This is a genomic window from Citrobacter sp. Cf072, from assembly GCF_030334485.1.
In the GTDB taxonomy this organism is placed as follows: Bacteria; Pseudomonadota; Gammaproteobacteria; order Enterobacterales; family Enterobacteriaceae; genus Citrobacter; species Citrobacter freundii.
In genome coordinates this window covers 1,022,876-1,037,922 of sequence record NZ_JAOWDX010000047.1, presented here as the reverse complement: position 1 = coordinate 1,037,922, position 15,047 = coordinate 1,022,876, and the positions used below count along the sequence as shown (strand labels likewise).

The 15,047-nt window shown below is 51.3% G+C and carries 12 protein-coding genes and 1 pseudogene; 8 read left to right on the top strand and 5 right to left on the bottom strand.

Annotated features, from left to right (window positions below; translation table 11 throughout):
* Positions 1-3 precede the first annotated feature (3 nt).
* The 6 genes from OGX66_RS23695 to OGX66_RS23670 all read left to right on the top strand — a co-directional run bounded on the left by OGX66_RS23695 (position 4) and on the right by OGX66_RS23670 (position 8,865).
* On the top strand, positions 4-747 hold the full coding sequence (locus tag OGX66_RS23695; protein ID WP_001349921.1) for a C40 family peptidase: 744 nt from the start codon (positions 4-6) through the stop codon (positions 745-747).
* A complete protein-coding gene (locus tag OGX66_RS23690) occupies positions 744-1,316 on the top strand; it encodes a tail assembly protein (RefSeq protein WP_000847666.1) in 573 nt (190 codons plus the stop codon). The genes OGX66_RS23695 and OGX66_RS23690 overlap by 4 nt, the downstream gene beginning before the upstream one ends.
* 60 nt (positions 1,317-1,376) lie before the next feature.
* The gene (gene gpJ, locus OGX66_RS23685; RefSeq protein ID WP_286512355.1) at positions 1,377-4,790 is read left to right on the top strand and encodes a phage attachment tail tip protein J; all 3,414 of its coding nucleotides are present in this window, start codon (positions 1,377-1,379) and stop codon (positions 4,788-4,790) included.
* Between the two features lie 70 nt (positions 4,791-4,860).
* Positions 4,861-5,460 (top strand): Ail/Lom family outer membrane beta-barrel protein, encoded by a 600-nt coding sequence (locus OGX66_RS23680; RefSeq protein ID WP_286512353.1) that lies wholly within the window; start codon positions 4,861-4,863, stop codon positions 5,458-5,460.
* A 64-nt stretch (positions 5,461-5,524) separates the two neighbouring features.
* Positions 5,525-8,290 (top strand): prophage tail fiber N-terminal domain-containing protein, encoded by a 2,766-nt coding sequence (locus tag OGX66_RS23675; RefSeq protein ID WP_286512351.1) that lies wholly within the window; start codon positions 5,525-5,527, stop codon positions 8,288-8,290.
* Positions 8,290-8,865 (top strand): tail fiber assembly protein, encoded by a 576-nt coding sequence (locus OGX66_RS23670; protein WP_286512349.1) that lies wholly within the window; start codon positions 8,290-8,292, stop codon positions 8,863-8,865. Before OGX66_RS23675 ends, OGX66_RS23670 begins: the two co-directional genes overlap by 1 nt.
* A gap of 97 nt (positions 8,866-8,962) precedes the next feature.
* Here OGX66_RS23670 and OGX66_RS23665 read toward each other — a convergent pair whose 3' ends face one another.
* The 3 genes from OGX66_RS23665 to OGX66_RS23655 form a co-directional block, all read right to left on the bottom strand.
* Complete coding sequence (locus OGX66_RS23665) at positions 8,963-9,553, bottom strand: recombinase family protein (RefSeq protein ID WP_286512348.1); 591 nt, start codon at positions 9,551-9,553, stop codon at positions 8,963-8,965.
* Positions 9,554-9,870: 317 nt separating this feature from the next.
* Positions 9,871-10,104, bottom strand: coding sequence for a cold shock protein YdfK (gene ydfK / locus OGX66_RS23660; protein ID WP_000836768.1), 234 nt, complete (start codon positions 10,102-10,104; stop codon positions 9,871-9,873).
* Positions 10,105-10,172: 68 nt separating this feature from the next.
* Complete coding sequence (locus OGX66_RS23655; RefSeq protein WP_120795384.1) at positions 10,173-10,286, bottom strand: YnaM/YnfT family protein; 114 nt, start codon at positions 10,284-10,286, stop codon at positions 10,173-10,175.
* A gap of 603 nt (positions 10,287-10,889) precedes the next feature.
* Between OGX66_RS23655 and OGX66_RS23650 the strand changes: the two are divergent.
* Together OGX66_RS23650 and OGX66_RS23645 are read left to right on the top strand one after the other, a co-directional pair.
* Positions 10,890-12,185, top strand: a pseudogene (locus tag OGX66_RS23650) (MFS transporter); the annotation flags it as partial.
* 164 nt (positions 12,186-12,349) lie between these two features.
* The gene (locus OGX66_RS23645) at positions 12,350-13,816 is read left to right on the top strand and encodes a mannitol dehydrogenase family protein (RefSeq protein WP_136345954.1); all 1,467 of its coding nucleotides are present in this window, start codon (positions 12,350-12,352) and stop codon (positions 13,814-13,816) included.
* 75 nt (positions 13,817-13,891) lie between these two features.
* Here the strand turns inward: OGX66_RS23645 and ydfZ are convergent, their stop codons facing one another.
* Both ydfZ and OGX66_RS23635 read right to left on the bottom strand, forming a co-directional pair.
* Entirely contained in the window at positions 13,892-14,095 is a 204-nt protein-coding gene (gene ydfZ / locus OGX66_RS23640) for a putative selenium delivery protein YdfZ (protein WP_003032393.1), read from the bottom strand.
* Positions 14,096-14,286: 191 nt separating this feature from the next.
* Entirely contained in the window at positions 14,287-14,973 is a 687-nt protein-coding gene (locus OGX66_RS23635; RefSeq protein ID WP_003032396.1) for a GntR family transcriptional regulator, read from the bottom strand.
* Positions 14,974-15,047 lie beyond the last annotated feature (74 nt).

The window sequence follows — 15,047 nt, the reverse complement described above, 5'->3', positions numbered from 1 at the left end:
CCCATGACACAGACAGAATCAGCGATTCTGGCGCACGCCCGGCGATGTGCGCCAGCGGAGTCGTGCGGCTTCGTGGTAAGCACGCCGGAGGGGGAAAGATATTTTCCCGGCGTGAATATTTCCGGTGAGCCGGAGGATTATTTCCGGATGGCTCCGGAGGACTGGCTGCAGGCAGAAATGCAGGGTGAGATTGTGGCGCTGGTCCACAGCCACCCCGGTGGTCTGCCCTGGCTGAGTGAGGCTGACCGGCGGCTGCAGGTGCAGAGTGATTTGCCGTGGTGGCTGGTCTGCCGGGGGGCGATTCATAAGTTCCGCTGTGTGCCGCATCTCACCGGGCGGCGCTTTGAGCACGGGGTGACGGACTGTTACACGCTGTTCCGGGATGCTTATCATCTGGCGGGGATTGAGATGCCGGATTTTCATCGCGGGGATGACTGGTGGCGTCACGGTCAGAATCTCTATCTGGATAATCTGGAGGCCACAGGGCTGTATCAGGTGCCGTTGTCAGCGGCGCAGCCGGGCGATGTGCTGCTGTGCTGTTTTGGTTCATCGGTGCCGAATCATGCCGCCATTTACTGTGGTGACGGTGAGCTGCTGCACCATATTCCTGAACAACTGAGCAAACGAGAGAGGTACACCGACAAATGGCAGCGACGCACACACTCCCTCTGGCGTCACCGGGCATGGCGCGCATCTGCCTTTACGGGGATTTACAACGATTTGGTCGCCGCATCGACCTTCGTGTGAAAACGGGGGCTGAAGCCATCCGGGCACTGGCCACACAGCTCCCGGCGTTTCGTCAGAAACTGAGCGACGGCTGGTATCAGGTACGGATTGCCGGGCGGGACGTCAGCACGTCCGGGTTAACGGCGCAGTTACATGAGACTCTGCCTGATGGCGCTGTGATTCATATTGTTCCCAGAGTCGCCGGGGCCAAGTCAGGTGGCGTATTCCAGATTGTCCTGGGGGCTGCCGCCATTGCCGGATCATTCTTTACCGCCGGAGCCACCCTTGCAGCATGGGGGGCAGCCATTGGGGCCGGTGGTATGACCGGCATCCTGTTTTCTCTCGGTGCCAGTATGGTCCTCGGTGGTGTGGCGCAGATGCTGGCACCGAAAGCCAGAACTCCCCGTACACAGACAACGGATAACGGTAAGCAGAACACCTATTTCTCCTCACTGGATAACATGGTTGCCCAGGGCAATGTTCTGCCTGTTCTGTACGGGGAAATGCGCGTGGGGTCACGCGTGGTTTCTCAGGAGATCAGCACGGCAGACGAAGGGGACGGTGGTCAGGTTGTGGTGATTGGTCGCTGATGCAAAATGTTTTATGTGAAACCGCCTGCGGGCGGTTTTGTCATTTATGGAGCGTGAGGAATGAGTAAAGGAAGCAGTAAGGGGCATACCCCGCGCGAAGCGAAGGACAACCTGAAGTCCACGCAGTTGCTGAGTGTGATCGATGCCATCAGCGAAGGGCCGGTTGAAGGTCCGGTGGATGGATTAAAAAGCGTGCTGCTGAACAGTACGCCGGTGCTGGACACTGAGGGGAATACCAACATCTCCGGTGTCACGGTGGTGTTCCGTGCCGGTGAGCAGGAGCAGACACCGCCGGAGGGGTTTGAATCCTCCGGCTCCGAGACGGTGTTGGGTACGGAAGTGAAATACGACACGCCGATCACCCGCGCCATCACGTCGGCAAACATCGACCGACTGCGCTTTACCTTCGGTGTGCAGGCACTGGTGGAAACCACCTCAAAGGGGGACCGGAATCCGTCGGAAGTTCGCCTGCTGGTTCAGATACAGCGTAATGGTGGCTGGGTGACGGAAAAAGATATCACCATTAAGGGCAAAACCACCTCGCAGTATCTGGCCTCGGTGGTGGTGGATAACCTGCCGCCGCGCCCGTTTAATATCCGGATGCGCAGAATGACGCCGGACAGCACCACAGACCAGCTGCAAAACAAAACGCTCTGGTCGTCATACACCGAAATCATCGATGTGAAACAGTGCTACCCGAACACGGCACTGGTCGGCGTGCAGGTGGATTCGGAGCAGTTCGGCAGCCAGCAGGTGAGCCGTAATTATCATCTTCGCGGGCGCATTCTGCAGGTGCCGTCGAATTATAACCCGCAGACGCGGCAATACAGCGGTATCTGGGACGGAACGTTAAAACCGGCATACAGCAACAACATGGCCTGGTGTCTGTGGGATATGCTGACCCACCCGCGCTACGGCATGGGGAAACGTCTTGGTGCGGCAGATGTGGATAAATGGGCGCTGTATGTCATCGGCCAGAATTGCGACCAGTCGGTGCCGGACGGCTTTGGCGGTACGGAGCCGCGCATCACCTGTAACGCTTACCTGACCACACAACGTAAGGCGTGGGATGTGCTCAGTGATTTCTGCTCGGCGATGCGCTGTATGCCGGTATGGAACGGGCAGACGCTGACGTTCGTGCAGGACCGACCGTCGGATAAGGTGTGGACCTATAACCGCAGTAATGTGGTGATGCCGGATGATGGCGCGCCGTTCCGCTACAGCTTCAGCGCCCTGAAAGACCGCCATAATGCCGTTGAGGTGAACTGGATTGACCCGGATAACGGCTGGGAGACGGCAACAGAGCTTGTGGAGGACTCGCAGGCCATTGCCCGTTACGGTCGTAACGTCACGAAGATGGATGCCTTTGGCTGTACCAGCCGGGGGCAGGCACACCGCGCCGGGCTGTGGCTGATTAAAACGGAGCTGCTGGAAACGCAGACGGTGGACTTCAGCGTGGGTGCCGAAGGGCTTCGCCATGTGCCGGGCGATGTCATTGAAATCTGTGATGATGACTATGCCGGTATCAGCACCGGCGGGCGCGTGCTGGCGGTAAACAGTCAGACCCGGACGCTGACGCTCGACCGTGAAATCACGCTGCCATCCTCCGGTACCACGCTGATAAGCCTGGTTGACGGAAGTGGCAATCCGGTCAGCGTGGAGGTTCAGTCCGTCACCGACGGCGTGAAGGTGAAAGTGAGCCGGGTTCCTGACGGCGTTGCTGAATACAGCGTGTGGGGGCTGAAGCTGCCGACGCTGCGCCAGCGCCTGTTCCGCTGCGTGAGTATCCGTGAGAACGACGACGGCACGTATGCCATCACCGCCGTGCAGCATGTACCGGAAAAAGAAGCCATCGTGGATAACGGGGCGCACTTTGACGGCGACCAGAGCGGCACGGTGAATGGTGTCACGCCGCCAGCGGTGCAGCACCTGACTGCCGAAGTCACCGCAGACAGTGGGGAATACCAGGTGCTGGCCCGCTGGGACACGCCGAAGGTGGTGAAGGGCGTGAGTTTCATGCTTCGCCTGACCGTGGCAGCGGATGACGGCAGTGAGCGGCTGGTCAGCACGGCCCGGACGGCGGAAACCACATACCGCTTCACGCAACTGGCACCAGGGAACTACAGGCTGACAGTCCGGGCGGTAAATGCGTGGGGGCAGCAGGGCGATCCGGCGTCGGTATCGTTCCGGATTGCCGCACCGGCAGCACCGTCGAGGATTGAGCTGACGCCGGGCTATTTTCAGATAACCGCCACGCCGCATCTTGCCGTTTATGACCCGACGGTACAGTTTGAGTTCTGGTTCTCGGAAAAGCGGATTACCGATATCAGGCAGGTTGAAACCACAGCCCGCTATCTTGGTACGGCGCTGTACTGGATAGCCGCCAGTATCAATATCAAACCGGGCCATGATTATTACTTTTATATCCGCAGTGTGAACACCGTTGGCAAATCGGCATTCGTGGAGGCCGTCGGTCGGGCGAGCGATGATGCGGAAGGTTACCTGGATTTTTTCAAAGGCAAGATAACCGAATCCCATCTCGGTAAAGAGCTGCTGGAAAAAGTTGATCTGACGGAGGATAACGCCAGCAGACTGGATGAGTTTTCGAAAGAGTGGAAGGACGCTAACGATAAATGGAATGCCATGTGGGGCGTCAAAATTGAGCAGACCAAAGACGGCAAACATTATGTCGCGGGTATTGGCCTCAGCATGGAGGACACGGAGGAAGGCAAGCTGAGCCAGTTTCTGGTTGCCGCTAACCGTATCGCGTTTATTGACCCGGCAAACGGGAATGAAACGCCGATGTTTGTGGCGCAGGGCAACCAGATATTCATGAACGACGTGTTCCTGAAGCGCCTGACAGCCCCCACCATTACCAGCGGTGGCAGTCCTCCGGTATTTTCCCTGACATCAGACGGAAAGCTGACCGCTAAAAATGCGGATATCAGTGGTAGTGTGAATGCGAACTCAGGAACGCTCAACAATGTCACGATTAACCAGAACTGTACGATTAAGGGCATGATGGAGGCGACTCAGGTCAGAGGTGACTTCGTTAAAGCTGTATCCAAATCATTTCCGAAACAGGCTGGTACGTGGGGTAACACGGAAACACCAAACGGGACGGTTACAGTCACCATCAGCGATGATCATAACTTTGACCGTCAAATCATTATTCCGCCCATTATCTTTAACGGAATAGCGTATAGCGATCCGGGAAGTGGTAATAACCGGGGAGGTACAAGATACACGGGTTATGGTTTTGAAGTTCGCAAAAACGGTGTATTAATCGCATCCAGAGAAACTAAAGGGGCCATTCCCGGTAACTACAGTGCGGTTATTGATATGCCGAGTGGCAGGGGAAGCGTCACTCTGGAGTTTAAGGTTTTCCATAAAAGCAATCAGCGGGCAGGTAATATCACCGACTGTACGGTGATTGTGACCAAAAAAGCGGCTTCAGGCATCAGTATTCGTTGAAATATTTATAACCCCAATAAATGGCGTCAGGAATGACGCCTTTTTTATTGCAGAAAAGCGAGAGGTAATTATGCGTAAAGTTTGTGCAGCCATTTTGTCCGCAGCCATTTGTCTGGCCGTATCCGGTGCGCCTGCATGGGCATCTGAACATCAGTCCACGCTGAGCGCGGGGTATCTTCATGCCTCGACGAACGTTCCCGGCAGCGATGATCTTAACGGGATTAACGTGAAATACCGTTATGAGTTTACGGACACACTGGGGCTGGTGACGTCATTCAGCTATGCAGGAGACAAGAATCGCCAGCTTACCCGTTACAGCGATACCCGCTGGCATGAAGATTCCGTGCGTAACCGCTGGTTCAGCGTGATGGAGGGGCCGTCTGTGCGCGTGAATGAATGGTTCAGCGCGTATGCGATGGCGGGTGTGGCTTACAGCCGTGTGTCGACTTTCTCCGGGGATTATCTCCGCGTAACTGACAACAAGGGGAAAACGCACGACGTGCTGGCCGGAAGTGATGACGGTCGCCACAGCAACACGTCTCTGGCGTGGGGAGCTGGCGTGCAGTTTAACCCGACCGAATCCGTGGCCATTGATATTGCTTATGAAGGCTCCGGCAGTGGCGACTGGCGCACTGACGGTTTCATCGTGGGTGTCGGTTATAAGTTCTGATTAGCCAGGTAACACAGTGTTATGACAGCCCGCCTGTTCAGGCGGGCTTTTTTGTGGGGTGAATATGACAGTAAAGATTTCAGGTGTACTGAAAGACGGCACAGGAAAACCGGTACAGAACTGCACAATCCAGCTGAAAGCAAAACGTAACAGCACCGCGGTGGTGGTGAACACGCTGGCCTCAGAAAATCCGGATGAAGCCGGGCGTTACAGCATGGACGTTGAGTACGGTCAGTACAGCGTTATTCTGTTGGTGGAAGGATTCCCGCCGTCACATGCCGGGACCATCACCGTGTATGAAGATTCCCGACCCGGTACGCTGAATGATTTTCTCGGTGCCATGACGGAGGATGATGCCCGTCCGGAGGCTCTGCGACGTTTTGAACTGATGGTGGAAGAGGTGGCGCGTAACGCGTCCGCAGTGGCACAGAACACGGCAGCCGCGAAGAAGTCAGCCAGTGATGCCAGCACATCTGCCAGTGAGGCGGCAACTCATACAACCGATGCTGCAGGCTCAGCTCGTGCCGCCAGCACGTCAGCCGGACAGGCTGCATCATCTGCTCAGTCAGCATCTTCCAGCGCAGGAACGGCATCAACAAAGGCCAGTGAAGCATCGAAAAGTGCTGCTGCTGCAGAGTCCTCAAAAAGCGCGGCAGCTACCAGTGCCGCTGCGGCGAAAACGTCAGAAACGAATGCGGCAGCGTCACAACAATCAGCAGCCACTTCTGCATCCGCCGCGACCACGAAGGCGTCAGAAGCTGCCACCTCAGCCCGGGATGCGGCGGCCTCAAAAGAGGCAGCGAAATCATCAGAAACGAGCGCAGCCTCGAGCGCCAGTAGTGCAGCCTCCTCGGCAACAGCGGCAGGAAATTCCGCGAAGGCGGCAAAAACGTCCGAGACGAACGCTAAGTCTTCTGAGACGGCAGCAGCACAGAGTGCCTCCGCAGCAGCAGACTCAAAAACAGCGGCTGCCTCATCTGCCAGCGCCGCGTCAACAAATGCCGGGCAGGCCTCAGCCAGTGCCACCGCCGCCGGAAAATCGGCAGAAAGTGCTGCATCGTCCGCTTCAACAGCCACAACGAAGGCTGGCGAAGCCGCTGTACAGGCCAGCGCAGCAGCGAGGTCTGCTTCCGCAGCGAAGACATCCGAGACGAACGCGAAAGCGTCGGAAACCAGCGCAGAATCCTCAAAAACGGCTGCCGCATCGTCCGCCAGTTCGGCGGCGTCATCGGCATCATCTGCGTCTGCTTCAAAAGATGAGGCGACCAGACAAGCGTCCGCAGCGAAGGGCAGCGCCACGACAGCATCCACGAAGGCGACAGAGGCAGCTGGCAGTGCGACGGCGGCAGCACAGAGCAAAAGTACGGCGGAATCCGCGGCAACGCGCGCCGAGACAGCGGCAAAACGGGCAGAGGATATTGCATACGCCGTGGCGCTTGAGGATGCGAGCACGACGAAAAAGGGGATAGTACAGCTCAGCAGTGCGACCAACAGCACTTCCGAGTCACAGGCGGCAACGCCAAAAGCCGTTAAGGCCGCGTATGAGCTGGCTAACGGGAAATACACCGCACAGGATGCAACGACAGCACAGAAAGGGATAGTTCAGCTTAGCAACGCGACCAACAGCACATCTGAAATGCTGGCGGCAACGCCAAAGTCGGTAAAGGCAGCCTATGACCTTGCTAAAGGGAAATATACTGCTCAGGACGCTACGACAGCACAAAAAGGAATTGTCCAGCTCAGTAGTGCAACCAACAGCGCATCTGAAAAGCTTGCCGCGACACCGAAAGCAGTGAAAGCAGCTAATGATAATGCGAATGGTCGGGTACCTTCTGCCCGTAAGGTGAATGGTAAGGCGCTTTCAGCGGATATAACACTGACGCCGAAAGATATTGGTACGCTTAACTCAACAACAATGTCATTCAGCGGTGGTGCTGGTTGGTTCAAATTAGCAACGGTAACCATGCCACAGGAGAGTTCTGTTGTTTCAATTACGTTGATTGGTGGCGCGGGATTTAACGTGGGGTCACCTCAACAGGCAGGTATATCTGAACTTGTTTTGCGTGCAGGTAATGGTAATCCGAAGGGGATTACTGGTGCTTTATGGCAGCGCACATCGACAGGGTTTACAAATTTTGCCTGGGTCAATACATCTGGTGATACTTACGATATTTACGTTGCAATCGGAAATTATGCGACTAGTGTAAATATTCAATGGGATTATACCAGTAATGCCAGCGTGACGATTCATACATCACCAGCATATTCTGCTAATAAGCCGAAAGGGTTAACGGACGGTACAGTTTATTCACTCTATACGCCATCAGGGCAGTTTTATCCGCCTGGCGCACCAATCACGTGGCTATCAGATACCGTTCCGTCTGGCTATGCCCTGATGCAGGGGCAGACTTTTGACAAATCTGCATACCCGAAACTTGCAGCCGCTTATCCGTCAGCCGTGATCCCTGATATGCGTGGCTGGACGATTAAGGGCAAACCCGCCAGTGGTCGTGCCGTATTGTCTCAGGAACAGGACGGCATTAAATCGCACACCCACAGAGCCAGAGCATCCAGTACGGATTTGGGGACGAAAAACACATCGTCGTTTGATTACAGAACCAAATCCACGAATAACACCGGGGCGCATACCCACTCGCTGTCCGGCACTGCTGCAAGCGCAGGCGCACATGCACATACTGTCGGTATTGGTGCTCATACGCACTCCGTTGCGATTGGTTCACATGGACACACCATCACCGTTAACGCTGCTGGTAACGCGGAAAACACCGTCAAAAACATCGCATTTAACTATATTGTGAGGCTTGCATAATGGCATTCAGAATGAGTGAACAACCACAGACCATAAAAATTTATAATCTGCTGGCCGGAACTAATGAATTTATTGGTGAAGGTGACGCATATATTCCGCCTCATACAGGTCTGCCAGCAAACAGTACCGATATTGCACCGCCAGATATTCCGGCATGCTTCGTGGCTGTTTTCAACAGTGATGAGGCATCGTGGCATCTCGTTGAAGATCATCGGGGAAAAACCGTCTATGACGTGGCTTCCGGCGACGCGTTATTTATTTCTGAACTCGGTCCGTTACCGGAAAATGTTACCTGGTTATCGCCGGAAGGGGAGTTTCAGAAGTGGAACGGCACAGCCTGGGTGAAGGATACGGAAGCAGAAAAACTGTTCCGGATCCGGGAGGCGGAAGAAACAAAAAACAACCTGATGCAGGTAGCCAGTGAGCATATTGCGCCGCTTCAGGATGCTGCAGATCTGGAAATTGCAACGGAGGAAGAAATCTCGTTGCTGGAAGCATGGAAAAAGTATCGGGTATTGCTGAACCGTGTTGATACGTCAACTGCACAGGATATTGAATGGCCAGCACTGCCGTAAGGTAAAACATATAAATTCTATAATTAGATGTATCTTTCCATTTACGGCAAGGAAGGGGGCTTGGAACACGTAAAGCATCTCACACCGAGATTATTTTTTATATGTCAGGTGTCTGAAGTTTTGCTTTGGCTCTTAAAATGGTTTGCCGCGAGGTTTTGAATTCCCGGGCAATGGCACTTATACTTACACCTGACTTAATTCGTTCGAATACCACCTGTTTCTGTTCTTCATTTAACACAGGTGGTCGACCAAAACGTTTCCCTGCGCTGCGGGCTCTTACTATCCCGGAATGAGTGCGTTCAAGTAAAAGGTCTCGTTCAAATTCAGCGACTGCTGAAATTACTTGCATCATCATTTTTCCTGTTGGACTGGTCAGGTCAATGCCACCCAATGCTAAGCAATGCACTCTGATACCTGTTTCGGTCAGTTGTTCCACTGTTTTCCTGATATCCATTGTATTACAACCAAGGCGATCCAGTTTTGTCACAATCAATTGATCACCACATTTCAGGCGAGCAAGCAACCGGTTAAAACCAGGACGCTCACTGGTTGCTGCTGAGCCGCTAATGTGTTCTTCGATTATTTGCTGAGGTTTGATTTTAAAACCTGCACTTTCGATTTCCCGGCGTTGATTTTCGGTGGTCTGATCCAGCGTTGATATCCGACAGTAAGCAAAAATTCGAGACATAGTGAGACTCTATTCGAAATTGGTGTTCATATCATAATGCATCTCAGAAAATAATTATGATTATTTTTGTGCATATTTGTATGTACACGTTCGAAAATAAACGAATGCGTATGCAACCCCGTAATTTTTGGTGAGACCCAAAATCGATTTTGTGAAAAATGGCTTTAACTCGGTTTGTTTTTCGAGTTCCGGGCGGACTCAAGGAAGAAGAATAGTGTTGCGTGTTATTTTAACCAGATTTCAAGTTGTTTGGACGTGGAAAAGTGGAGAAAAATGTTGTTAAAGTGGAAAAATGATAAAAAAGTAAGTTTATTATATTACATTTTACCATTTAAATTTTGGTTGTCTTTAAGAACTGATATCGCTGTTTGTAATAATTCTTTGTTATCCAGCCATGATTTTTTCTTTATGTTTCCTTCAATGTAATCAAGCAATGTTCTGGTATTAATAGGTCTTCCCTGTTTTGCTACTTCCACTACAGCATCCCCTAGGATAATTCTTACTTCAGGAAGCTGCGCAGGGAACCACTTTAGGGTGTCTTTTGATTTCATGAAGATATTCCTTAAAATATTATTGATTTTCATTGCGATATTGTATGTCTGATTCAGGATATGTTGACTTATACATCGGTTTTGTCTGGGTTATTGGATATGCCAATCCCTAATTTTATTAGGGCATGACTAAAAATGCTGAATATGATAAGGAGAGAAGTGATTATCAGTATGCTGTTCATATAGCCTCGAATTAGTAATGTGTTATATATGATATAGTTGACAATTTTTATCTTGGGTGTTTTTAAAGTTCGTAGATAAACATTGTCGTTTCAGGTATACAGGAATGCTAGCAGGTGGCAGCAAAAATCAGGCGGTTTATGGCGCAAGCTGAAGCAGCAACTGCAAACTATCTTATGCAGAGACTCTACACGGATTGGGTTTAAAAGTATACATAGATAACAGTTTTTATCTGAAAAAGAAAAATATCAAGGTGATATAGCCTATATGCCTTTGATGCGGAGGAATGACTGTGATGGGAGTGATGTATCTGAATAGTTGAAAAAACGCAGACACGCCTTATGCAAGAACGTGCTGCGGTTGGCTGGTAAATTTTTCGATAGTGTGAGTATTGAATAATTTCCAGCCGTTCTTGATTTTACGCATAAATCCATGAAAAAACTACTTATCTGTTGGGGAGTTTTTTTGGGGCATATATGGGACAGAAATAGGCCCCAGATAGACACTGAGATCGAACTTAGGATGCTTTTTAAAAAATGCAACTATCTGAAAAAACCTAGAAAACGCCAAGGAAACCACAGGATGGGAAAAAACACCTGTGAATTATGGATTTTCAGTTATATTCTCTGGGTGCCGCACTGGTATTCCATGAAATATTTTTCCCGGAACAGTCTGCCGCCATGGCGCTTATTTTAGCGATGGGTACATACGGTGCGGGATATATTGCTCGTATCGTTGGCGCATTTATATTTGGCAAAATGGGTGACAGCATTGGGCGTAAAAAAGTGCTGTTTATTACCATCACCATGATGGGAATTTGTACGACCTTAATTGGCGTGCTGCCAACATATGCACAAATTGGTATCTTTGCGCCTGTTCTGCTGGTGACGCTGCGTATCGTGCAAGGGCTTGGTGCAGGGGCTGAAATCTCCGGCGCAGGCACGATGCTTGCTGAGTACGCGCCAAAAGGTAAACGTGGCATTATTTCTTCACTTGTTGCCATGGGAACCAACTGTGGAACCCTTAGCGCAACGGCCATCTGGGCAGTGATGTTCTTTGCTCTCGACCGTGAGGAGTTATTAGCCTGGGGTTGGCGTATTCCGTTCCTGGCGAGTGTCGTGGTGATGATCTTTGCCATCTGGTTACGTATGAATCTCAAAGAAAGCCCGGTATTTGAGAAAGTGAATGATGAAGAAAACGCTCCGGCATTAAATAATTCGTCAGAAAACACGCTGGCGGCGATGTTTACCAGTAAATCTTTCTGGCTGGCAACCGGCTTACGTTTTGGACAGGCGGGTAACTCAGGGTTAATCCAAACCTTCCTTGCCGGTTATTTAGTGCAAACCCTGTTATTTGATAAATCTATCCCCACTGATGCCTTAATGATCAGTTCGGTACTGGGCTTTATTACAATACCATTGCTTGGTTGGTTGTCTGATAAATTTGGTCGTCGTTTGCCTTATATTATCCTGAATATCTCGGCAATTATTTTGGCTTACCCGATGTTGTCAATTGTAGTGGATAAAACGTATAGCCCGGGTGTCATTATGACGGCACTGATTGTTATTCATAACTTTGCCGTATTGGGATTATTTGCTCTCGAAAATATTACTATGGCGGAAATGTTCGGTGCCCGTAACCGGTTTACGCGAATGGCAATTTCAAAAGAGGCGGGCGGGTTAGTTGCCGTTGGTTTTGGTCCGGTTCTGGCGGGTATTTTCTGCAACATGACCAATTCCTGGTGGCCAATTCTGGTGATGGTCATCGCCTACTCACTGATCGGTCTGATTTCCGCGTTGCTGATGCCAGAAGTGAAAGATCGCGACCTGAGCGTGCTTGAGGATGCTGCCGAGGTGAATAAAGCCGAGAAGGTTCGTTGCTCGGTGACTCAGACAAACTGATACCAGACACTAGCATGGACGGATGTCTCGTACGCTGTCCATGCTATTACACAGCTTTATATGATGTCATACCAATCATAAAAAGCTTAATGCAAATCAAAACATACAACCATACAGGCGTTACTCTGGAACAGTCCTGATTTCATTTATAAGTAGGCCATACCATGCAAAACAAGCTCTTAGCGGCAAAGGCTGCACTTCCTGACTACGATCGTACAAAACTGGTTCCGCGTATTGTTCATCTGGGGTTTGGCGCGTTTCACCGCGCACATCAGGGGGTTTACGCTGACATTTTGGCTGCAGACCACGGCAGTGACTGGGGCTACTGCGAAGTGAATCTGATTGGCGGCGAGCAGCAGATTTTCGATCTGAAACAGCAAGATAATCTGTATACCGTTGCAGAGATGTCTGCTGATGCCTGGACTGCGAGAGTCGTGGGCGTGGTGAAAAATGCATTGCATGCACAGGTTGATGGTCTGGAAAGCGTACTGGCAGCGATGTGTGAACCACAAGTCGCGATCGTTTCCCTGACCATAACGGAGAAAGGATACTGCCATTCCCCGGCGACCGGTGAACTGATGTTAGACAATCCAATGATTGCCGCCGATCTGCAAAACCCAAAACAGCCAAAAACTGCGCCAGGCGTAGTGGTTGAGGCTTTGGCACGCCGCAAAGCGGCAGGTTTAGCCGCCTTTACTGTGATGTCCTGCGACAACATGCCTGAAAACGGTCATGTAATGCGTAATGTTGTCACCGCGTATGCCAGAGCGGTGGATGAAGAACTGGCTGCGTGGATCGAACAACATGTGACGTTCCCGTCGACTATGGTTGACCGAATTGTCCCGGCAGTTACCCCAGAGACTCTGGACAAAATTGAACACATCACTGGCGTACGCGACCCGGCAGGTGTGGCATGTGAGCCTTTCCGTCAGTGGGTTATCGAAGATAACTTTGTTTCCGGTCGCCCTGAATGGGAGAAGGCAGGAGCGGAGCTGGTGGCAGATGTCATTCCGTTTGAAGAGATGAAACTGCGTATGCTCAACGGCAGCCACTCTTTCCTGGCTTATCTTGGTTATCTGGCCGGTTATCAACACATTAATGATTGTATGGACGATGAAAGCTATCGTCTTGCAGCTCGTGCGCTGATGTTGCAGGAACAAGCACCCACGCTGAAAGTAAAAGGTGTAGATCTACAGCGTTATGCCGATCTGTTAATTGAGCGTTACAGCAACCCGGCACTGCGTCATCGTACCTGGCAGATTGCTATGGACGGAAGCCAAAAATTGCCGCAGCGTATGCTTGATTCCGTTCGTTGGCACATTGTTAACGGCAGTCACTTTGATTTACTGGCGCTGGGCGTGGCGGGCTGGATGCGCTACGTCGGCGGTGTGGATGAGCAGGGCCAGGCGATTGAAATTAGCGATCCGCTGTTGCCCGTGATCCAGAATGCGGTGCGTAGCAGTAACGAGGGCGAAGAGCGCGTTCAGGCGCTGCTGGCGATCGATGCTATCTTTGGTCGTGAACTGCCGCAGGTTGAATTGTTCAAAAACCAGGTTACACAAGCATATCTTGCTTTACTGGCTGAAGGGGCGAAAGCGACGGTTGCGAAGTATGCAGCAAAACTGAAATAACGAAGATTATGTTTTATGTCGCCATCTGGCTTTCAACGGGCCAGATGGCGCTGTGTTTTCTGGCATTCACACCAATTAGTTCATGCCTAAACGAATCAGCTCGAGGGGGGCATATTTGCCTTCACACCCTTCGATTTCCACTGTTTTTCCGCGGCGAATCTGCTCAGCGGTCAGGCCATCGGTATCTATCGCTGTAATGCGGCCTGTGAGCCCGGTGTCGCTGATCATGACGCGGCTGCCAGTGGTGATTGCGTTACGGTTACGATCGTATGTTTTCATGGTGTTTTCTCCTTTCCAACTTACCGTCAAAGCCCGTGGGCTTTTAGTCCCACGTAACGGGCGCAATATAAATACGCTTCTCGTTAAGGATTTTTTTTGTTTTCGATCAAAATCACAGCTTTTTTTATGCAGTTATGCAGGAGAGGGGAAAACGCAGGAGAAACTCACCCCGGTGTGAGGCGAGCGTAGTATTAATCTTCGCTGAACCAGTCGCTATTTTCCTGACGAATAAGCTGAACGGACTCACCAATTTCCTGGAGATGGAGCATCATTGCGCGCTCGACCGCATCGCCATCATGTTTCTCAAGGGCGGCAAAGATATCGTGATGCTGGCGTAACAGCATTTCAGGCGGGGAAATATGATCCAGGCTCATATAACGAACGCGGTCAATTGTAGCCTTTATATTCTCAACGGTATCCCAGGCGAGTTGGCACTCGGCGATTAAAGCCAGTTTCTGATGAAACTCATCATCAAGCTGGAAGAAATCATTGATCTGTTTTCGGTCAATTGCTATGCGCTGCTGATGCAAATTTTGTTCAAGCTGATAGCACTGTTGGTCGTTGATCAGCGATGCGGCGCGGCGTACCACGGCACATTCAATCGCCTGGCGGACAAAACAACCATTTTGCACCTGCGACAGCGAAATCTTGTTCACATAGCTGCCACGCTGTGGGCGGATCTGAATCAGACCGTTTTCTGCCAGTTTGATGAATGCTTCTCGTACCGGCTGGCGTGACACATTAAAGCGTACGGAAACCTCTTTCTCAGACAGCGGTGTACCGGGTGCTATCAGACAATGCACGATATCACGGCGAAGAATACGGTAAATCTGTTGATTTACTGGCTGTGTAGGGTTGAGCTGCGTTTCTACGGTCATTCATTCTTACTTTTTAGAGAGTTAACCCGGATATTTTATCACTTCTTTCAGGCTATCTATACCCGGCGCAAGGC

Bases quoted from the DNA above. Each gene is read 5' to 3' on its own strand.
- OGX66_RS23655 (WP_120795384.1), bottom strand. From the start codon at position 10,286: ATGAACAGCATACTGATAATCACTTCTCTCCTTATCATATTCAGCATT.
- OGX66_RS23635 (WP_003032396.1), bottom strand. From the start codon at position 14,973: ATGACCGTAGAAACGCAGCTCAACCCTACACAGCCAGTAAATCAACAG.
- OGX66_RS23680 (WP_286512353.1), top strand. From the start codon at position 4,861: ATGCGTAAAGTTTGTGCAGCCATTTTGTCCGCAGCCATTTGTCTGGCC.
- OGX66_RS23675 (WP_286512351.1), top strand. From the start codon at position 5,525: ATGACAGTAAAGATTTCAGGTGTACTGAAAGACGGCACAGGAAAACCG.
- ydfZ (WP_003032393.1), bottom strand. From the start codon at position 14,095: ATGAAAACATACGATCGTAACCGTAACGCAATCACCACTGGCAGCCGC.
- OGX66_RS23645 (WP_136345954.1), top strand. From the start codon at position 12,350: ATGCAAAACAAGCTCTTAGCGGCAAAGGCTGCACTTCCTGACTACGAT.
- OGX66_RS23670 (WP_286512349.1), top strand. From the start codon at position 8,290: ATGGCATTCAGAATGAGTGAACAACCACAGACCATAAAAATTTATAAT.
- OGX66_RS23665 (WP_286512348.1), bottom strand. From the start codon at position 9,553: ATGTCTCGAATTTTTGCTTACTGTCGGATATCAACGCTGGATCAGACC.
- OGX66_RS23695 (WP_001349921.1), top strand. From the start codon at position 4: ATGACACAGACAGAATCAGCGATTCTGGCGCACGCCCGGCGATGTGCG.
- ydfK (WP_000836768.1), bottom strand. From the start codon at position 10,104: ATGAAATCAAAAGACACCCTAAAGTGGTTCCCTGCGCAGCTTCCTGAA.
- gpJ (WP_286512355.1), top strand. From the start codon at position 1,377: ATGAGTAAAGGAAGCAGTAAGGGGCATACCCCGCGCGAAGCGAAGGAC.